Origin of the sequence: Paenibacillus sp. PSB04, assembly GCF_025809195.1 — a bacterium.
In the GTDB taxonomy this organism is placed as follows: Bacteria; Bacillota; Bacilli; order Paenibacillales; family Paenibacillaceae; genus Paenibacillus_AQ; species Paenibacillus_AQ favisporus.
In genome coordinates this window covers 1,140,961-1,159,416 of sequence record NZ_CP081301.1, presented here as the reverse complement: position 1 = coordinate 1,159,416, position 18,456 = coordinate 1,140,961, and the positions used below count along the sequence as shown (strand labels likewise).

Here is an 18,456-nt window from a genome sequence, read left to right as displayed (position 1 = left end):
CCTTCAGGGTGTCCTTTTTTTGCTGCCTTCGGCCAGCCATAGGGGAAAGGCGAACCTGCTTGGGTGAAGGAGAAGGTGGATGGCGGTTGGAAATGCCGCCGAACGTCGAACCGAAATGAGGAACCACAGATACGGCTTAACTACGGGTGCCAGCAGTAATGCAGAGAGAGGCCTACTTTCTGAAGGTAAAACGGTTGTCGGCCTAACCTTTTACTCTTATAATATGGTAATACGGTAATCAGATAAAGAATGAAAGCCACACAACAAGGAGAACGAGATGAAGCGAATAGCGATTGCAGGCAGCAGCGGAGGCAACCTGTTTAACCTCGGCGGCAAGGATCCCGAGAAACTGATCGGGGAGATCAAGGCGCAGTGTCAGAGCGCAGGCGTGGACATCGGCCTCGTGCAGTTCATTGCCGCATCCGAATCGATGGACGTCGCCAAGGACCACACCGCCGCCGTGCTGTACGGATGGAATGAGGATGAGCAGCGTCTGGCGAAGCGGTACGAAGGGACGCTGAAAGATACGAATGAGACGGCGGCGGAAGCGGATGCGGAGCTGGCAGACCGGATCCGGTCCGGCGGCATCGACGGGCTGATCGTGATGAGCGCCGATCCGCAAGGGTCCAACCGGCAGGCGGTGCAGGCCGCGGCTGAGGCGGGCATTCCCGTCGTGGGAACCGGCGGAACATCCATGGCAATGATCAGCTCCAAGGGAGCGAACGTCATCGCTACGTCGGGCACGACTGGAACAACGAACCGGACGCGGGCCGTTTCATTTATGACGTCCCTGTGCAAATACTGGGGGATCAAATATATCCCGGTGCTCGGAAGCGCCGGGGACAAGTCCGCCGCACCTGCGGGGAACCCGCTGCGGCGGATCAACTTGAAGGGCATCATGCAGTCCTCGCTGCCGGGCTTCATCGCCATGGCAATCGTGCTGGCGATCAGCCAGATCCCGGCGCTGAAGGGGCTCAGCGAGGTGTTCGACCTGATGCTCAAGGCGCTGCCGGTCGTACTGGCGGTCGTGGCGGCCAAGCAGATTTCCGACATGGACGAGGTGTCGATTGTCGCAGGCGTCATCGCCGGGGTGCTGTCAGTGAACGGCGGCATTATCGGGGGTATTATCGGCGGGATTGGCGCCGGCCTGCTGGTGCAGTATTTATTTGTCAAATGCGTGCAGTGGAAGTTTCCGATGACGACGGTCAACATCGTGGCCGGGGGATTGGCAGGCCTCATATCCGGATTGATCATGTACTATTTGATCGCCCCATTTGCCCTGCAGCTCGGCGAGTTCATTAAATACATTATCAATCAGGCGATTTCGTTTAATCCGATCATCGCAGGCGTGGTCGCAGGCCTTCTGATCTGGCCGGCGATTATCGGCGGCGTGTATCACGCGGCGATTCTGCCGATCGTCCTGCTGGAAATGGAGAAGACCGGCAACAGCTTCCTGGGGGCCATCGACATGGTCGGACTCGTGATGGTCTCCGCGGGAATCACCCTGGCCAACATCATCGCTCCGCGGGACCGGGGAGAGGCGGCAGTGGCCGCGCCAGGCTTTCTGATCAACATGGGCTTCGGCACCTTTGTTGAGGCGGCGTACCCGTTTATGTTCTCGAACAAGGTCGTCTTCGCGGGCGCCATCGGGGCGGCCGGCGTCGGCGGGGGACTGGTGGGACTGTTTAATGTGCGCGGAACGGCGTATGTTCCGTCCTTTATGGGGCCGTTTCTGTCCAACAACGTGGTCGGCTTTGCCGCTGCTATGCTCGTCGCGCTGATTCTGGCCATGCTGGTGACGCTGGTGGCGAACAAGGCGTGGAGAACGGGCCGAAAGTCCGAACAGAAGCCGGAAATCGAGGCGTCAGCCTAACATTGGCCGAGGATGGAACAGCGTTATCATTTCAATTGTGGTTCATCGAGGAAGGTTTAACACGGAGAAGGCAATTTTCCAAGGAAGGTAAAGCAGGTAATCAGTACACTGAGCAGAAAGAAGCCCTAATCCCCTCTACAAGGAGATTAGGGCTTTCCTGTTATCCTTTTGTTATCACCTTCGCAACAACTGGGACAAGACAGGTTAACGGTCGACAAGGTATCCAATGATTAAAACAACTACGATGAGCAGAATGATAAGTGCCAGTCTCTTTCGCAAGTCATACCATCTCCCTTGTTAATGTAATAAACAACTTCACTCTTCACCCGGTCGAACACCAATAGACTCAACCATCACCCTATACTCTGTAGATTACACATAGATCGGTCCGACATCCATTTTTTCCAAGGTAACATGGGGCCGGTCCGCCGCAGCCGGTATGGTATGATAAACAAAATAACAACCGACCCGTGGAAAGGAGGACACTCACATGAACGAAAAGGACGCTGCCATCTTGCAGCATCTCGTCGAAGAGCAAAGCTTGACCAAAGCGGCGGAACGCCTGTACATGACGCAGCCGGCACTGACCTACCGGATTCAGCTGCTAGAGCGGGAGTTTGGCGTGCCTCTGATCGTCAAACACGCCAAAGGGACGTACCTGACGCCGGAAGGCGAAGCGCTGGCGGCTTACGCGAAGAAGACGCAGGACGAGCTGAACCATATGAAGGATTATCTCCTGAATATGCGCAGCCGGGTGAAGGGGACGCTCCGGCTCGGGGTCGCCAGTTATTACGGCCTCTACAAGCTCCCGCCGCTGCTCAAGAAGTTCAGGGACCTGTATCCCGAGGTGCATTTCAGCGTCACCTGTGCGCTCAGCCCCGAAATTGTCGACTCGCTGATGGAGCAGGAGATTCATGTGGGCATCGTCCGCGGCGATTATCCATGGGTGGAATCCCGTTTCCTGCTGCATGATGAGCCGATTTGCCTGATCTCCAAGGAGCCGATCGATCTGGCCATCCTGCCGGAGCTGCCGCATATCCACTACAGCGAGCCGAAGGCCAAGGCCGCCCGCCAGGTATCCTCCCATTTTGGGCAGACGATTCGGGCCTGGTGGCACGAGCATTACGACACGCCGCCCACCATCGCCATGCAGGTGGATGCGTATGAGACATGCAAGGAAATGGTCAAGCACGGGCTGGGCTATTCCATCGTGCCGGGCGTGTTCGTCTCGCCGGAGGACGGCTTGTACACGCTGGAGCTTAAGCTGAAGAACGGGGAGCGGATCCGGCGCAACACCTGGATGCTGTACCGGGAGCCTTCGCTCGAGCTGGCCATCGTGGACCGGTTCGTCGATTTTATGAAAACGGAACATCCGTCTTAACGAAGTCCTGCCTGGGTATCGGGCGGGGCTTCTTTTTATCCAATCTGAATGAAACGAAACGCTACATAAAAATTCTTTAGGTCCAGCGCGAAAAAATCTTGATTGTACATCTTCCTGCGGCTGCCCTTATTATTTAATACATATTAATGCATAAATATACGAAACAATGCCGGAACCAATGACGGCTTCATGAACATTTATATCGACAGGGTGGGATAGCCATGAGTGCACAGCAAGAAAAAGAACCAAAACAGCAGCTGATTCAGGCAGTTGACGCGCGTGACGCCATGCTGCGGGAGATTTCGCTGAAAATCCATGCCAATCCGGAGCTGAGCTTCCATGAGCATCAGGCGCAGCAGTGGTTGACCGAGCCGCTGGCCGAAGCGGGATTTACCGTAGAAAAAGGCATCTCCGGACTGGAGACCTCCTTTCGCGCAACCTGGGAAGGAACACCGGGCGGACCGACGATCGCTCTGCTCGCCGAATATGACGCGCTGCCGGGCATCGGCCACGCCTGCGGGCATAATCTGATCGGAACGGCTGCCGTTGGAGCGGCTCTGGCGCTGAAGGATACATGCCCGGAGCTCCCGGGCAAAATCGTGGTGCTGGGCACCCCGGCCGAAGAGGAGGGCGGCGGCAAGATCATCATGTGCCAGGACGGTGTCTTTGATGACGTTGACGCGGCCATGATGGTTCATCCGCAGAACAAAACGATGGTGCTGCGCGGAGCGCTCGCCTGCGTGGATGCGACCTTTACCTTCCACGGGAAGCAGGCGCATGCCTCCTCCTCGCCGGAAAAGGGCATCAGCGCGCTGGATGCGCTGGTTAACGCGTATGTGGCGATCAACTCGCTGCGGCAGTTTATGAAAGAGGACGTGCGGATACACGGCATCATTACGAAAGGCGGGGACGCGCCCAACGTCGTGCCGGAACTGACCGAGGCGGTGTTCATCCTCAGGGCTTCCACCGTTCAGGAGCTGGAGACGGTCAGGGAAAAAGTGTACCGCGCCGTCCGATGCGCAGCCGAAGGCGTCGGTGCTACCGTGGACATCGCCGAGGGGCTGATTTATGCAGAGCGCAACAACAACAAGGCGCTGGCCGGGTTGTTCGCCCGCAATCTGGAGGACCTCGGCATTGAAGTGAACGACCCGCCGGAGAAAGGCGGAGTCGGATCGTCGGACATCGGCAACGTCAGCCAGATGACTGCCGCAATCCACCCGTATATCCGGCTTGGTGACGCTACGACGCATACGCCGGAATTCGCTGCGCTGGCCGGTTCGGAGGAAGGCATGATCGAATTGAACCGTGCGGCCAAGGCGCTGGCGCTGACGGCTTACGATTTGTGTACCGACAAGGAAGCGCTGCGCGAGGTCCGCAGCGAATTTGAGCAATGGAAAGCGTAGAGAAACGAGGGATAGACCGATGAACACCACTAATACTGCATCCCGCAAATGGTTGAAAATGCCTCATACGTATGTCATTTTGATTTTCCTTGTGCTGGTGGCCACGGCGCTCACCTACGTCATTCCGGCCGGGGAGTTCGACCGGGCCGAGGACAAGGCGACAGGCAAATCCCTGGTCGTTCCCGGTTCCTACCACCAGGTGGAGGCCAGTCCGGTTAGCATCGTCAGCATACCGAAGGCGATTGTGCACGGGCTGATCGACTCGGCGGATGTCGTTTTCTTTATCCTGATTATCGGTGGCACCTTCGAAATTATTTCCTCCACGGGGACGATCGAAGCCATTACCGGCCGGGTCGCCAAAAGGTTTTCGAACAAGGGCCGCTGGGTCATCCCGATCTTTATTACGCTCTTCTCGGTCGCCGGCTTCACGATGGGGATGTCGACCGAGGTCATGGTTTTCGTGCCGATCGGCATCGCCATTGCCCGGGCGCTCGGGTTTGACGCCCTGACGGGCACCGCGATGATCTCCCTCGGCGCCTCATGCGGGTTCACCGCAGGGATTCTGAACCCGTTCAATGTGGGTTTGGCGCAGGCCATCGCCCAGGTGCCGATGTTTTCGGGTGCTTGGCTGCGGATCATCCTGCTCGTGTGCCTGATTACGGTTACCAGTCTGTATATTGTCCGGTACGCCGGTAAAGTGAGGAAAAATCCGGAGCGCAGCCTTGTCCAGGATTTGGAGAAGGATGCGGACAAGCAGGAGCTCGACTTCTCCAAGCTGCCTCCCATGCAGCTTAAGCATTATTTGACCATCGCCACCGTTGTGATCGGGTTTGCCTCCCTGATTTGGGGCGTATCGAAAAAGGACTGGTGGATGGAGGAGCTCGCCGCGCTGTTTCTCACCATGGGCATCGTGTCCGGCTTCTGCGCCGGTTACGGTCCGAGCCGGATCGCCTCGGAATTCGTTAAAGGCGCCAAGTCGATTACGTATGGCGCACTGATCATCGGTTTTGCCCGGGGAATTATGGTCGTGCTGGACCAAGGCGACGTCATCGATTCGATCGTAAACGGGTTGGCCGTTGTGGTCGGCGAGCTGCCGGGATCCGTTCAAGTGCTCGGCATGTACGTGTTCCAGAACGTAATGAACGTCTTTATTACGTCCGGAACCGGGATGGCAGTGACGACGATGCCGATCATGGTGCCGCTGTCGGATATTCTGGGCGTTACCCGCCAAACGACGGTGCTCGCCTTCCAGCTTGGGGACGGAATCACGAACATGATTCTGCCAACGTCCTCGGCGCTGATGGGAAGCCTGGCCGTATCCGGCATCGCATATCAAAAGTGGGTGAAATTTTTCTGGCCCCTGATGTGCATGTGGATCGCTATTGGGGCGATTCTGATCGTGATCGCTAACATCATCAAATACTAGCCTTACAGAAGCGGATCGCCGTGTCTGTGCCAGGGCAAAATCCGCAAGGAATCCAATCGTACCGCCGTGCCAACCGCATGGAGGTGCGATTTTTCTTTCTTCCCATGGGTCCGGAATTGGACTAACATGAAAGATAGCTGAAACTGCCGCAGGCAGGGTTCACCGGACGGCACCCTGCGGCCGGGGGTTTCAATCTCAGACATCCGGGGTGTGAACATGAATGGTTTGATCGGTCTTCTCTGTTTAATATGGGGCTTCAATTGGGTTTTTATGAAGCTGGCCAACGGCGTGTTTCCGCCCGTGCTTTTTGCCGGCTACCGCTTTGCGCTTGGGGCGCTCGTACTTCTGGCGGTTTGTTATTTCCGCAAGGTGCCGCTGCCCCGCTGGAAGGATTTGAAGTGGTATATCGTATGCGGCATTTTGCAGACGATGTATTTTAACCTGGCGATCCAGATATCGCTGGAGGATCTAAGCGCCGGTCTGACGTCGGTCCTCACGTACAGCATGCCACTCTGGCTGACGCTGATGGCCCATTTTTGGCTTCCGGGAGAAAAGCTGCGTTTGCGCAAACTCGCCGGCATTATTATCGGCATCATCGGACTCTTCATCGCCATGGATGCCCACTGGGGAGGCAGCACAGGAGCGCTGCTGCTCGCAGTGTCCTCAGGTCTGTCCTGGGCGTTGTCCAACCTTCTCATCAAGCGAAAGCTTGCAGGCAGCGACATGCTCCAGTTTACGACGTGGCAGATGGTGGCCGGCGCAGCGGGACTGCTGCTGTACTCGGTAATCTTCGAGCACGGGAAGAGCCACTGGGGCGTCATGCCGGCCGTGTACGTCGTGTTTTCGGGCGTCGTCGGATCGGCGCTGGCTTTTGTGATGTGGTCGTACATTTTGTCCAAGGTGGAGGCCAGCAAAGCCTCGATCTCGCTGCTGCTGGTGCCGGTCGTCGGGGTCGTCTGCGGATGCCTGTTCCTGAAGGAAAGCCTGAACTCCGTCGTGGCGGTTGGCATTGTGCTTGTGCTGCTGGGGATCTGGCTCGTGAACGGGGGCGGGAAGCCGAAGGCGGAAGCATCGGCGGAAAGATAAGGGCCGAGGAGCAAGGAATATGAACCTGGGCTGCACAATATCTCAAGACTCAAGACGTGCCGCTGAACACTCACTTTATCGTAAAGGGGAAATGAACTGATGAAATACCGTTACCTCGGCCATACCGGACTGGAAGTATCCGTCCTGGGACTAGGCACGAACGCCTTCGGAAAGCGGGCGGATCAGGATACCTCCATCCGGATCATCCACCACGCGCTGGATCGCGGGGTGAACTTTATCGACACCGCCAATATTTATGCCGGAACCGAGTCGGAGCGCATCATCGGCCTGGCGCTGGAAGGCAGACGGCAGGAGGCGGTGCTTGCCACCAAGGCCGGGCTGGTCATGGGGCAGGGCCCTAACGGCCGCGGTTCTTCCCGGTACCATCTGATGCAGGAGCTGGAGAACAGCCTGAGACGGCTGCGCACGGATTACGTCGACCTGTACCAGATTCATACGTTTGACCCGCATACCCCGCTGGAAGAAACGCTTCGGACGCTGGACGATATGGTCCGATCCGGCAAAGTCCGCTACATCGGCGCGTCCAATTATGCCGCCTGGGAGCTGATGAAGGCGATCGGCATTAGCGAAGCCAAAGGGCTGAACCGGTTCGTGTCCACACAAGTCAGCTACTCGCTTGCAGACCGGACGCCGGAGCGGGATCTGGTCCCGATGTGCCTGGATCAAGGCGTCGGCATCATCCCTTATTTTCCGCTGGCCGGAGGCATCCTCACCGGAAAATATTCGCTGGAGAACCGGGCACCGGAGCAATCCCGGGCCGATACCGATCCGAACTTCAGCCGGTTTGTCATTGACCGCAACATCCAGCTTGGCCAGGAGGTTGGACGGCTGGCTGCCGGTCTGGAATTAGCTCCAAGCAGCTTGTCACTGGCCTGGCTGATGGGACGTCCGGCGGTTTCGACCGTCATTGTTGGGGCGACACGCACAAGTCAGCTGGAAGACAACCTGCGCAGCGTAGATATGACCCTGAGCGCGGAGACGATCCAAGAACTGGACCGCATCAGCGAGCCGTTCCGAAACGGTGAGCCGTTCGCCACCTACCGTTTGTCCTGAGCCATAGACATGAACACATGCCCAGGCCCCCGCATAGCATATAGCACAATTGCAGCAGGGGAAGGGTGTGACCGGTATGGTCATTCATTTAACGGCCTTACACTATGTGTACTTGGCGTTTATCGTGTTCATTATGGCGCTGCTGATCAAGCGGCGGGACACGACGATGATCTGCGTGGCAGGCATCTTCGTGCTCGGATGGCTGGCGACCGAGACGCTGAGCGGCTCAGTGTCGGGCATCTTTAATTCTTTTATTTATGCGACCAAAGAGCTGATGGGCACCATCATGATCATTTCGATCATCGTGGCGATGAGCCGGGTGTTGATCCGCACCGGCATTAACGAGACGATGGTTGCACCGCTGACGCGGTTCATCCGGACGCCGGCGGTCGCCTTCTGGGGAATCGGACTCATCATGCTGGTCACGTCCTTGTTTTTCTGGCCGTCGCCGGCGGTCGCGCTGATCGGGGCGGTGCTGCTTCCGGTCGCGGCCCGCGTTGGTCTGCCCGCCCTGGGCGCGGCCATCGCGATGAACCTGTTCGGGCACGGCATCGCGCTCTCCGGGGACTATATTATTCAGGGCGCGCCCAAACTGACCGCCGACGCGGCGGGACTTCACGTATCGCAGGTCATGGAAGCGAGCGTTCCGCTCGTCATCGTGATGGGCCTGGTGACAACCGTGACGGCCTACTGGATGATGCGAAGGGACATGAAGAACGGCACATGGCGGGATGGTCTCGTCACCGGGTCCGGAGGGGCGGGTACCCTTACGGGCGAAGGCGGGGGAGCGGAAGAATCGGCAGCGCCGCTTACTGCACGCGTGAGGGTGTGGCTGGCCGTCATCATCCCGGTGTTGTTCCTGATCGACGTAGCCGCCATGTTTGTGCTGAAGCTGCAGGGCGGAGACGCCACAGCGCTCGTAGGCGGCACGGCCGTACTGATTCTGATCGCGGTAACGCTGCTTTCGCACCGGAACCAAGGTCTCGAGAAGGTCACCTCTTACCTGATCGACGGCTTCACCTTCGGGTTTAAAGTATTCGGTCCGGTCATTCCGATCGCCGCCTTTTTCTACCTCGGCGATGCGGCGTTTACCGACCTCTTCGGCAAGGTGCTGCCGGAATCCTCGAACGGCATCGTCAACGATCTGGGCGCCGCACTGGCGCATGTGGTGCCGCTGAACGGAGCGGTGGGTGCCGTCACGCTGACGATCACCGGGGCCATCACCGGACTCGACGGATCCGGTTTCTCCGGCATTTCGCTCGCCGGCTCGATCGCCCAGCTGTTCGCGGCCGCCACGCATGCCGATGCAGCCACGCTGACGGCCCTCGGCCAGGTGGCGGCGATCTGGGTCGGCGGCGGTACGCTGATCCCCTGGGCGCTGATTCCCGCCGCGGCCATTTGCGGCGTCAGCCCGTTCGAGCTGGCGAGACGGAACTTGAAGCCCGTGCTGATCGGGCTGGCGGTGACTACGGCCGTGGCGATCTTTTTGGTGTAGCCGGGCTTCGATAATTCCTGCCTCTCGATCCATTCACACAAGGCCTTCCTAAAACGGAAGGCTTTTTTGTTGTTTCATGCCCTGCGGCGGTTTAAATGTTTGGGGAGGGGATTCCTAGATATACCCGGAGTCGTTTGGCTGGGAAAGGGATACCCTAAGGAAACCATACTATCGACAGAGATCGAGGTGTTATTCATGTTGTCAGCCGTCAAAAGATTTCTGATCGGCCGCCCGCTGAAGTCCGGCCAATTGGGTGAGCAAAAACTGAATAAAACCAAGGCGCTGGCCATCCTGTCCTCCGATGCGCTGTCCTCTGTTGCCTATGGTCCCGAGCAAATTTTGCTCGTGCTGGTAACGGTCAGTGCGGTAGCCTTCTGGTACACGATCCCGATCGGTATCGGCATTCTGATTTTGCTGCTGGCCCTCATTTTATCGTATAGGCAGATCATCTTTGCTTATCCCCACGGCGGTGGAGCGTATGTCGTTTCCAAGAAGAACCTGGGGATCAATCCGGGACTGATTGCCGGCGGCTCGCTGTTGGTCGATTATATTTTGACGGTGGCGGTCAGTGTGTCGTCCGGGACGGATGCTATTACGTCGGCGTTTCCCGGCCTTCACCCGTATAATGTGGTCATCGCCTGTGCGCTGGTCGTTCTGATTACCATTCTGAACCTGCGCGGGATTACCGAATCGGCTTCCATTCTGGCGTATCCGGTTTACCTGTTCGTGCTGGCGCTGTTTATTCTAATCGGGGTGGGCTTGTACAAAATCGCAACCGGACAGGTGCCCCCAACCCTGCACGCGCCAATAGGCACGCCGGTGGCCGGGATCTCCCTGTTTCTACTGCTGCGGGCTTTTGCCTCAGGGAGCTCGGCACTCACCGGGGTGGAGGCCATCTCCAATGCCATTCCGAACTTTCGCGACCCGGCGCCGAACAATGCCTCCAAAACCTTGATGGCGATGGGCACGCTGCTGGCGATCCTGTTCGCCGGCATCGTCTTTCTCGCTTACTATTACGGGATCGTACCGAATGAAAAAGAAACGGTCGTATCCCAAATCGCCTCCACCACCTTTGGGAGGAACTTCCTGTATTATTTTATCCAGGCGACAACCGCCCTTATTCTCGTCCTTGCGGCTAATACCGGCTATTCCGCCTTTCCGCTGCTCGCCGTCAACCTGGCCAAGGATAAATACATCGCTCGAATGTTTACCGTTCGCGGGGACCGTCTCGGGTATTCCAACGGCATTATGTTTCTGGCCACGGCATCAATCATTCTGATCATCGCTTTTAAGGGACGCACGGAGCATTTAATCCCGCTATATGCGGTGGGGGTATTTATTCCGTTTACGCTGGCCCAGACGGGGATGCTGGTCAAATGGATTCGTGAAAAGCCGAAAGGCTGGCTGGGCAAGCTGATCATCAACTTTGTGGGTGCGCTGATCAGCTTCACGGTCATGATGATATTTTTTATTACCAAGTTTGGCCAAGTGTGGCCTGTGCTCATTTTCCTGCCGCTGATCGTTTATATATTTCATGCGGTCAAAAGGCACTACGAGGCCGTCGGGGATCAGCTGCGGATTACGACCTGCGAGCCGGCCCTTCCCGTCGAAGGCAATGTGATGATCGTACCCGTCGCCGGGATTACCCATGTGGTGGAGAACTCGATCAATTACGCCAAGTCGTTGTCACCCGACCAGATCATCGCTGTCTACGTAGCCTATGACCGGGAATCGGAGCGGAAGATGGAGGAGAAGTGGAAGCAGTGGCAGCCCGACATTCGGCTGGTGACGCTGTTGTCGCCTTACCGCAGTATTATCCAGCCGCTGACGAAATTCGTAGATACCGTGGAGTACAAAGCTTCAGAGTCGCACTACCGGGTGACGGTGCTTATCCCGCAGTTTATCCCTAAGAAGAGCTGGCACAACATTTTGCATAACCAGTCGAGTCTGCTGATCCGTGCCTTTTTGCTCTACCGGAAAAATATCATCGTCACCACGGTGCCGTACCATTTGAAAAAATAGCTGCTTTACCCGTTACACAAAAGAAGCTGCCGACCGGGTTCTTCCGGTGCGGCAGCTTCTTCCTTGAAGATCAATAGTTGCGAAACCTTACTGCATCTGTGATTGAGCCTTGAGCGCCTTGCCTCTTGGTCTTACTTCCAATCCTGCACCCGCCAGATGTCCGTGACCCAGTCTTCATAGAAGGCGGGTTCGTGGGACACCAGCAGCACGGTGCCGGGGTAGGCGGCCAGTGCCCTCTGCAGAGACTCCTTCGCGCGGACGTCCAGATGGTTCGTCGGCTCATCCAGCACGAGCAGATTGCTCCGGGTGAGCATCAGCTCGGCGAGCCGGGCCTTAGCCTGCTCTCCTCCGCTCAGCGTCCGCAGTGGCTTGCGGATATGCTCGGCGCTCAGGCCGGCCATGGCCAGCGTGCGGCGGATCTCCTTCTCCGTCAAATCCGGACGCAAGGACCAGACATACTGCAGCGGCGTGTCCGAAGACGGGGTGTCTTCCTGCTGGTAATAGGCGGTCCGGACCGTGTTCTGAACGGTTACGGCGCCGCCCAGTGCGTTGATGCCGCCGAGCAGAGTCTTCAGCAGCGTGGACTTGCCGGCGCCGTTCTCCCCGATGATGGCGATTTTGTCGCCGCCCTTGACGGTAAGGTCAAGCGGCCGGAACAGCGGCACCGCGTATCCCGCTTGAAGCCGTCTGGCCTCGATTAGCACCGAGCCGCTGAGGTTTCCTTCCGCCCGGAACTCAAAGCGGGGCGCCGGGCCGTCACCCGGCTTCTCGACCCGCTCGATCCGGCTCAGCATTTTCTCGCGGCTCTTGGCCTGCTTCGCCTTGCGGACCCGGTTGATATTAATAAAGGATTCCAGCCGTTCGATCTCCCGGGTCTGCCGCTCATAGGCTGCCTGCTGCTGCTTCTGGCCGAGCGCATACTGCTTCTGGAACGCGGCATAGCTGCCCGTGTAGCGTTTCAAGGTCTGATGGGCCAGATGAAAAATCACGTTCGTGATTTCGTTCAGGAAATGCTCGTCATGCGACACAACGATAAAGGCGTGCGGATACTTTTTCAAGTAGCCGGTCAGCCACTCGATATGCACGGCGTCCAGGTAGTTGGTCGGTTCGTCGAGCAGCAGCACATCGGGCTCCTCCAGCAGCAGCTTGGCAAGCAGCAGCTTCGTCTTCTGGCCGCCGCTTAAGCGGCTAACGTCGGTGTCCAGGCCGATCTCGGCCAGACCCAGCCCACGGGCCACGTCCTCAATTTTGGCGGAAATGGCATAAAAGCCGGCCTGCTCCAGCCCATCCTGCAGCTCGCCGTAGCGCCTGAGCATCGCGTCAAGCCCGTCTCCCGCCTCACCGAATCGGGCCGCGATTTCATTCATTTCGCGTTCCATGTCAAACAAGTGCTGAAAGGCCCGCTCCAAATACCGCAGGACCGTCATTCCTTCCTGCAGCGAGATGTGCTGCTCCAGGAAGCCGACCCGGGCGCGCGGCGACCACTCGATCCGCCCTTCCTCCGGCAGCAGGCTTCCGGTCAGCAGGCGGAACAGTGTCGACTTGCCGGCGCCGTTCATGCCCACCAGTCCGGCATGCTCGCCCGGCAGCAGGCGAAACTCAATATGGCGAAACGTGATTTGATCTCCGTACATATGCGTAAGATTCGTGATATTTAATATGCTCATGGTTCTCTCTCCTTAGGTTTCATTGATTGCGAACAAATGAAGCCATCAGGAGGACAGCGAAATGACGTGACGATTCGATTGTAAATACTGCAAGATACTCCGGCCCTAGAGGTCTGTACCTGGCGATTAGGTATCTTACAGTCCCGCTTTAATATACAGAAAGCGGGTAAGGTGAACACACCCTACCCGCTTACATACCAAAGCTGGAAAAGATGTGGAAATCATATCGACTGTTCTCGAGATGGCTAAAAAAGGGCAGACTTCTCCCGTATCAAGCCAATTCTCTTCTAAGAACAGTAGACAAAATTTCCATTACCTTTCCACCTCATTCAAGTTTATCGTTACGCCACACAGTATAAGCGAGGCTTCCTGCAGTTGTCAATCGGACACCTGCCCTGGGAAAGCTTAGTTCTCCAACCCGCCGCAGGCGGTTAAGAATCCTTTACCCGGAGATATCTTTACAAGGCTGACATGAGAATTTATAATGTCGATGTATGTGCAGAAGTTCGAAAGGGGAATCCATAAGTGGCAGTTGTTTGCTTGTAGCCGGCAAAAGTGCAAAAATTTCGTGAGTTCGTTCACGGGATACGTATGCCCTTTTGACCTAATACAAGGAACTTCTCGCATCGTATTTTTTTCGATACCGGCGGAGTGCCTTATTTGAGGTACTCCGTTTTTTGGTGAAATGAGGAGGAAAACACATGCTAACGCCATTTATGGAAAACCACGAGTATAATTTGATCAAGCGCCTGCTGGGGCGCCTTGAATATAACATCAAGACCACAGCCGACCAGAAGGTCATATCCGCGATCCGGCACACGACTTGGACCCGGGTCATAGAGATGTTCCCTGCTGCGACGGAGGAGCAGAAGCGGTTCTTCGACCGGATTCCGACGCTAAACCGTGCCGAAGAATTCCAGGCTTATTTGAGCGAGCTGGAGCAATACGTCACGGCCTTTCCGCAGGTAACGGAACAGCAGCTGAAGAAGCTTTATCCCAAAATTAAAAAGCTGAAGCTTCCACCGCTGGCCGAGCTCGATTTCCGCTTCCTGACCTATATTGGCTGGACCGACATTTCAACGAATAAACTGTTCATCGTCTACAACCTGGACGGGAAAATGACAGGCATTGAGGGCCGATTCACCCCGACGAACAAGAAGGGGGTCTGCTGTCTCTGCAACAAGCATGAAGAGGTGGCCTTCGTGACCGCGCAGACGAAAGCGAAAGGATCGGCACTGGACCATTTCGGTCGGGTCGGAAATTATATGTGCATCGACAGCGCCAAGTGCAACCAGAATATTACCGATGTGTCTCAACTGGAGCGGTTTATGAAGGATGTGTTGAACTAACATGCTGACCATGCGTAAAATGCAGAAGAATCCGGGTTGATTCCGGGAGAAATACAGCGGGCAGGCCGAGAGGCCTTGCCCGTTTTTATTTTCCCTTTGAGCTATCAGGAGACGGTTTAGTGAACCAGTACAGGCGAAGGCGTCTGGATATACTCGGCGTACCGGATGCCTTCTGCCTTCAATTGCTCCTGACTGGCCCGGTTGGCATTGTACACCACGAACGGGGGGAGGAAGGTGCCGTGGCAGTGGGCAATCGTAAGGTGGATCGGTTTTAACAGCTCGCTGATCGTGAACCAGTTGTCTCCTCCGGCCTGAAATGACTTATCTGTGCCGCCCGCGGTAGTGACGACGATGAATTCTTTGCCCTTTAAATGCTCGCCTCCGGGGCCGTAAGCCCAGCCGGGAGTCAGTACATCGTCAAACCATTTTTTGAGAAGTGGTGGTGAGCTGTACCAATAAAAAGGGAACTGGAGAACAATCCGGTCGTAAGCAAGCAGCAGCTGCTTCTCACGGTCCGCATCGATCTGCCAATCCGGATATTCCTGATACAGATCGCGGACGTGGATATCGGTATGCTTCGGCAGAGCTTCGAGAAGCGCATGGTTCGCTCTGGACTTGGACAGATCCGGGTGGGATACAATGACCATGGTTTTCATTTCAAAATCATCCTTTCGGGTGGTATGCGGTATGAATGATGCACCCCCAGTATTGTTCAAGACCGCCGCTTTGAAAAGTACGCATTTTAAACAGACTAAGTCTTGCAAACCGTACTCTGGATCAGGACAGCGTATTGCCGAGTAGTACGAAAAATCATACTATGTACGATTTAAAAGAGTACTGTCACCATTCCGTGTACTCTGGTACAATGGCAGCAAAGACAGCACTGCCGCTTCGGTAGGAAAGGGGAGGGCTAGCGAGATGAGTAAGGACCACGGGACGGGAAACACGGGAGGAATCATAACGACGCTGCAGGCGATCGGAGGCAAGTGGAAGCCGCTCATTTTGTTTATACTGCTGCACCAGGGGACGAAACGGTTCGGGGAGCTGCGCAGACAACTTCCCCATATTACACAGGGCATGCTGACCAACCAATTGCGTGAGCTTGAGCAGGATGGATTGATTCACCGGAGGGTATATCAGGAGGTTCCTCCCAAGGTAGAATACTCCTTGACGGAACATGGGGAGTCGCTAAGATCCGTGCTCCACGATATGTGCAGCTGGGGTTTTGAGCATATGGAATTCAAGGCGAATGCCGCCAAGGAGGATACCGCCTCCGAAGCGGACGGAAATATGTAAGGGAGGGCCTGAGGGCCCTCCCTTACTGTATATTGGATGTCACTCTTCAAATGTCAGGTTAGACGGCTCGTCCCGGAGCTCGTAGACGACCTCCAAATTCGTGGTAGGTACGCTCTCGTCGACTTCATCAAACCGGAAGCTGTCCACCCATACCTGCCCCGGTCCCATCAGCAGCACGCCGAGCGAAATCGTCGCGGCATTGTCCGGGACATCAAGCACGATGGCGTAATGGTTCCAATGCGTGTCGCCCACAATCCGGCGGTTGTTCATATTGTCAAACCGAAGCACGTCCTCGGCTTGATTATCGACCCGCATCCACAATCCGCAGAACTCGGTCACCCCTTCTGTCCGGACGAAGCCGGAGAAGCGCATTCTGCGTTTCAGGTACCGATCGGCTTTAAATTGCTGCATCATCGTGGCGAACACATTCGGGCCTTCCGGGGTGATGGCTTTCACATAACCCGAGGCGTTCCCTTGATGGACGTTGTGACGGTCCAGGCCGATTTCATACTGATGCGGGTGGCTGCCGCTCAGCATCCAGCCTTTTATCATCGATTCCTCAATCATGTTCATTTCTCCTCCTTGAGCGGCATGGGCCTGGGTATGAAGACTGAACATCTTCCGGTATCGCCCTGGCGGCATGCCGTACATTTTTTTAAAGGCGCGGGTAAACGCCTCCTGGCTCTCAAAATGGCACTGCAGTGAAATGCCGATGATCGGCTCCTCCGAGTACAGGAGCATCCGCGAGGCGAGACACAGTCGGCGGCTTCGCAAATATTCCGCGATGCTCAGCCCGGTCTCCCTGCGAAACAGACGGTGAAAATGGAACGGCGAGAATCCGGCCTCCGCCGCGATCTGCTCAAGTGTCAGCGGCTCGTGAAGCTGTTCCTCCATGAACCGGATGCTGTGTTGAATCCGATTTGAATACACCTGCGTGCCCCTCCTTTGATATCAGCATAGCAGATGGGAGAGGGTGCGTTTTGACCGTTCTTGCTAACATGCGAAAAAGCCCGGGATGGGCAGGCCATTCGGGCTGGAATAGGGGAGACGTGGGAATACTCGGATGCGAACGGGATAGTTGCGGGGCGGTGTCCACGTGGTGAATCAATTCGGTCATTAAGGGCCGTCGCGCTCCCCTTTGTTTTAAAAAGACACACCATAGCAACCACTCGCTAGTCTTCGGTGTTAGAGCTCTGAAAGGTTGAAGCGGACTTCCCGGTTCGGGCAATCCGCTGCGGCGAAATCCAGCAGGCGGCGGCCCTCGTCGGCCAATGCCTCCTGATCGGCGTCCGATATAGGCTCGAACAGCTTGATCACAAGCTCGGCAGATTGCTTGTTCCGCTCCAGGCTCCACATGCCGCAAACGAAGCCGTCGACGAGCACCGCTGCCCGGATGATGCCATTCACCGTAAAGATACGGCGGCGGTAGCGTTCATCCATAATCCGGGAGCGGTCGGCGAAGGAGAGAAGCATGTTGTCGAATTCGCCGAGGAGGCGCGGAGGTGCGGGTGTATCCTCCGCCGGCAGGGGGGCGTCCGCCAGGTCGTACAGCAGGACGCCCTTTTCATCCAGGAAGGTCCGCAGACTTGGCCCGAGCCGGCGGATGACGTCGCTCAGCCGGGTCAGCCCGGACCAGACCTGGATGTCCTTGACCGAGGCCGGCCCGAAGGCGGCCAGGTAACGCAGGACCAGCTCCTCGAGTCCGGAGCTGGAAGCTTCTGCGGGCGGGCTGCCCAGCCACGCTTCCGCGGTGGTGTGCAGGGCCTGGCCGCTGGCGCCCCACAGGCCCCTTGGGGGCACCTGCACGAGCGGCACGAGCGTGCGCACCGTGTTGGCGAGCGCGGCCGGGCTGCGGTCCGGCCAGCGCTCCTGCAGGCGGGCGCCGAGCTCGCCATAGGCCAGCGGCGCCTCCTCCACGAGGGCCCGCCCGGCTGCGGCGACCGCGCCGGTATCCAGGCCGGCCAGCTCCTTGCCGTAGCCTCCCTTCAGGCCGCGGTCCAACGCGGGCTGAAGGACCGGGCGCAGCGCCAGGGCGTCCTCGGCTGTCACGAGGTGGATCGTCGACCGCATCATCACGATGCGCACGGCCTGACGCGTCTCGATCAGCCGGGACAGCTCCTCGTGCCGGAAGCCATCCAGCCGGGTCCACAGGCCGTAATACGGCGGAATCGGAGCTTGGGCCTGCATGCCGGCCAGATGCCGCAGTGCGTCAAGCACCGGCATCTCTGCCCGGCGCAGCAGGAGCTGCCGTTCGAGCAGGGCCCGGTTCAAGGCCCGGCGGCTGAGCACCTGGGGAACATTTTTCGTAAAAAGGGATGTATCGGTTGGCTTGGGCATCGGCTCGGTCACGACGGCAGCGCCTCCTTAAGGTTCATGGTCTATAC

General features: G+C 57.2%; 14 protein-coding genes. 10 read left to right on the top strand and 4 right to left on the bottom strand.

The features are described 5' to 3' along the window. Nucleotides 1–277 precede the first annotated feature (277 nt). The 8 genes from K2F33_RS05705 to K2F33_RS05670 all read left to right on the top strand — a co-directional run bounded on the left by K2F33_RS05705 (nt 278) and on the right by K2F33_RS05670 (nt 11,760). Nucleotides 278–1,873: a PTS sugar transporter gene (locus K2F33_RS05705; RefSeq protein WP_076172193.1), complete on the top strand. Its 1,596-nt coding sequence runs from the start codon at nt 278–280 to the stop codon at nt 1,871–1,873. Between the two features lie 490 nt (nt 1,874–2,363). Further along, on the top strand, nt 2,364–3,254 hold the full coding sequence (locus tag K2F33_RS05700; RefSeq protein WP_076172190.1) for a LysR family transcriptional regulator: 891 nt from the start codon (nt 2,364–2,366) through the stop codon (nt 3,252–3,254). Nucleotides 3,255–3,475: 221 nt separating this feature from the next. Beyond that, entirely contained in the window at nt 3,476–4,657 is a 1,182-nt protein-coding gene (locus tag K2F33_RS05695; protein WP_076172188.1) for a M20 family metallopeptidase, read from the top strand. Nucleotides 4,658–4,676: 19 nt separating this feature from the next. Continuing rightward, a complete protein-coding gene (locus K2F33_RS05690; RefSeq protein ID WP_076172185.1) occupies nt 4,677–6,083 on the top strand; it encodes a YfcC family protein in 1,407 nt (468 codons plus the stop codon). A gap of 216 nt (nt 6,084–6,299) precedes the next feature. Continuing rightward, on the top strand, nt 6,300–7,169 hold the full coding sequence (locus K2F33_RS05685; RefSeq protein WP_263881220.1) for a DMT family transporter: 870 nt from the start codon (nt 6,300–6,302) through the stop codon (nt 7,167–7,169). 99 nt (nt 7,170–7,268) lie between these two features. Further along, a complete protein-coding gene (locus K2F33_RS05680; protein ID WP_076172179.1) occupies nt 7,269–8,243 on the top strand; it encodes an aldo/keto reductase in 975 nt (324 codons plus the stop codon). Between the two features lie 76 nt (nt 8,244–8,319). After that, a complete protein-coding gene (locus tag K2F33_RS05675; protein ID WP_212985668.1) occupies nt 8,320–9,738 on the top strand; it encodes a hypothetical protein in 1,419 nt (472 codons plus the stop codon). Between the two features lie 195 nt (nt 9,739–9,933). Beyond that, nucleotides 9,934–11,760, top strand: coding sequence for an APC family permease (locus K2F33_RS05670; RefSeq protein WP_076172174.1), 1,827 nt, complete (start codon nt 9,934–9,936; stop codon nt 11,758–11,760). A gap of 131 nt (nt 11,761–11,891) precedes the next feature. Here the strand turns inward: K2F33_RS05670 and K2F33_RS05665 are convergent, their stop codons facing one another. Next, nucleotides 11,892–13,427 (bottom strand): ABC-F family ATP-binding cassette domain-containing protein, encoded by a 1,536-nt coding sequence (locus K2F33_RS05665; protein ID WP_212985667.1) that lies wholly within the window; start codon nt 13,425–13,427, stop codon nt 11,892–11,894. A 701-nt stretch (nt 13,428–14,128) separates the two neighbouring features. Here K2F33_RS05665 and K2F33_RS05660 point away from each other — a divergent pair. Continuing rightward, nucleotides 14,129–14,776, top strand: coding sequence for a FusB/FusC family EF-G-binding protein (locus tag K2F33_RS05660; RefSeq protein WP_116233319.1), 648 nt, complete (start codon nt 14,129–14,131; stop codon nt 14,774–14,776). A gap of 116 nt (nt 14,777–14,892) precedes the next feature. Here K2F33_RS05660 and K2F33_RS05655 read toward each other — a convergent pair whose 3' ends face one another. Beyond that, on the bottom strand, nt 14,893–15,432 hold the full coding sequence (locus K2F33_RS05655; RefSeq protein WP_212970389.1) for an NAD(P)H-dependent oxidoreductase: 540 nt from the start codon (nt 15,430–15,432) through the stop codon (nt 14,893–14,895). A 262-nt stretch (nt 15,433–15,694) separates the two neighbouring features. Between K2F33_RS05655 and K2F33_RS05650 the strand changes: the two genes are divergently transcribed. Next, nucleotides 15,695–16,072, top strand: a complete 378-nt coding sequence (locus K2F33_RS05650; RefSeq protein WP_076172167.1) for a winged helix-turn-helix transcriptional regulator — start codon at nt 15,695–15,697, stop codon at nt 16,070–16,072. Nucleotides 16,073–16,111: 39 nt separating this feature from the next. Here the strand turns inward: K2F33_RS05650 and K2F33_RS05645 are convergent, their stop codons facing one another. Then, entirely contained in the window at nt 16,112–16,966 is an 855-nt protein-coding gene (locus K2F33_RS05645) for a helix-turn-helix transcriptional regulator (RefSeq protein ID WP_212985781.1), read from the bottom strand. Nucleotides 16,967–17,257: 291 nt separating this feature from the next. Then, a complete protein-coding gene (locus tag K2F33_RS05640; RefSeq protein WP_263881219.1) occupies nt 17,258–18,421 on the bottom strand; it encodes a winged helix DNA-binding domain-containing protein in 1,164 nt (387 codons plus the stop codon). Nucleotides 18,422–18,456 lie beyond the last annotated feature (35 nt).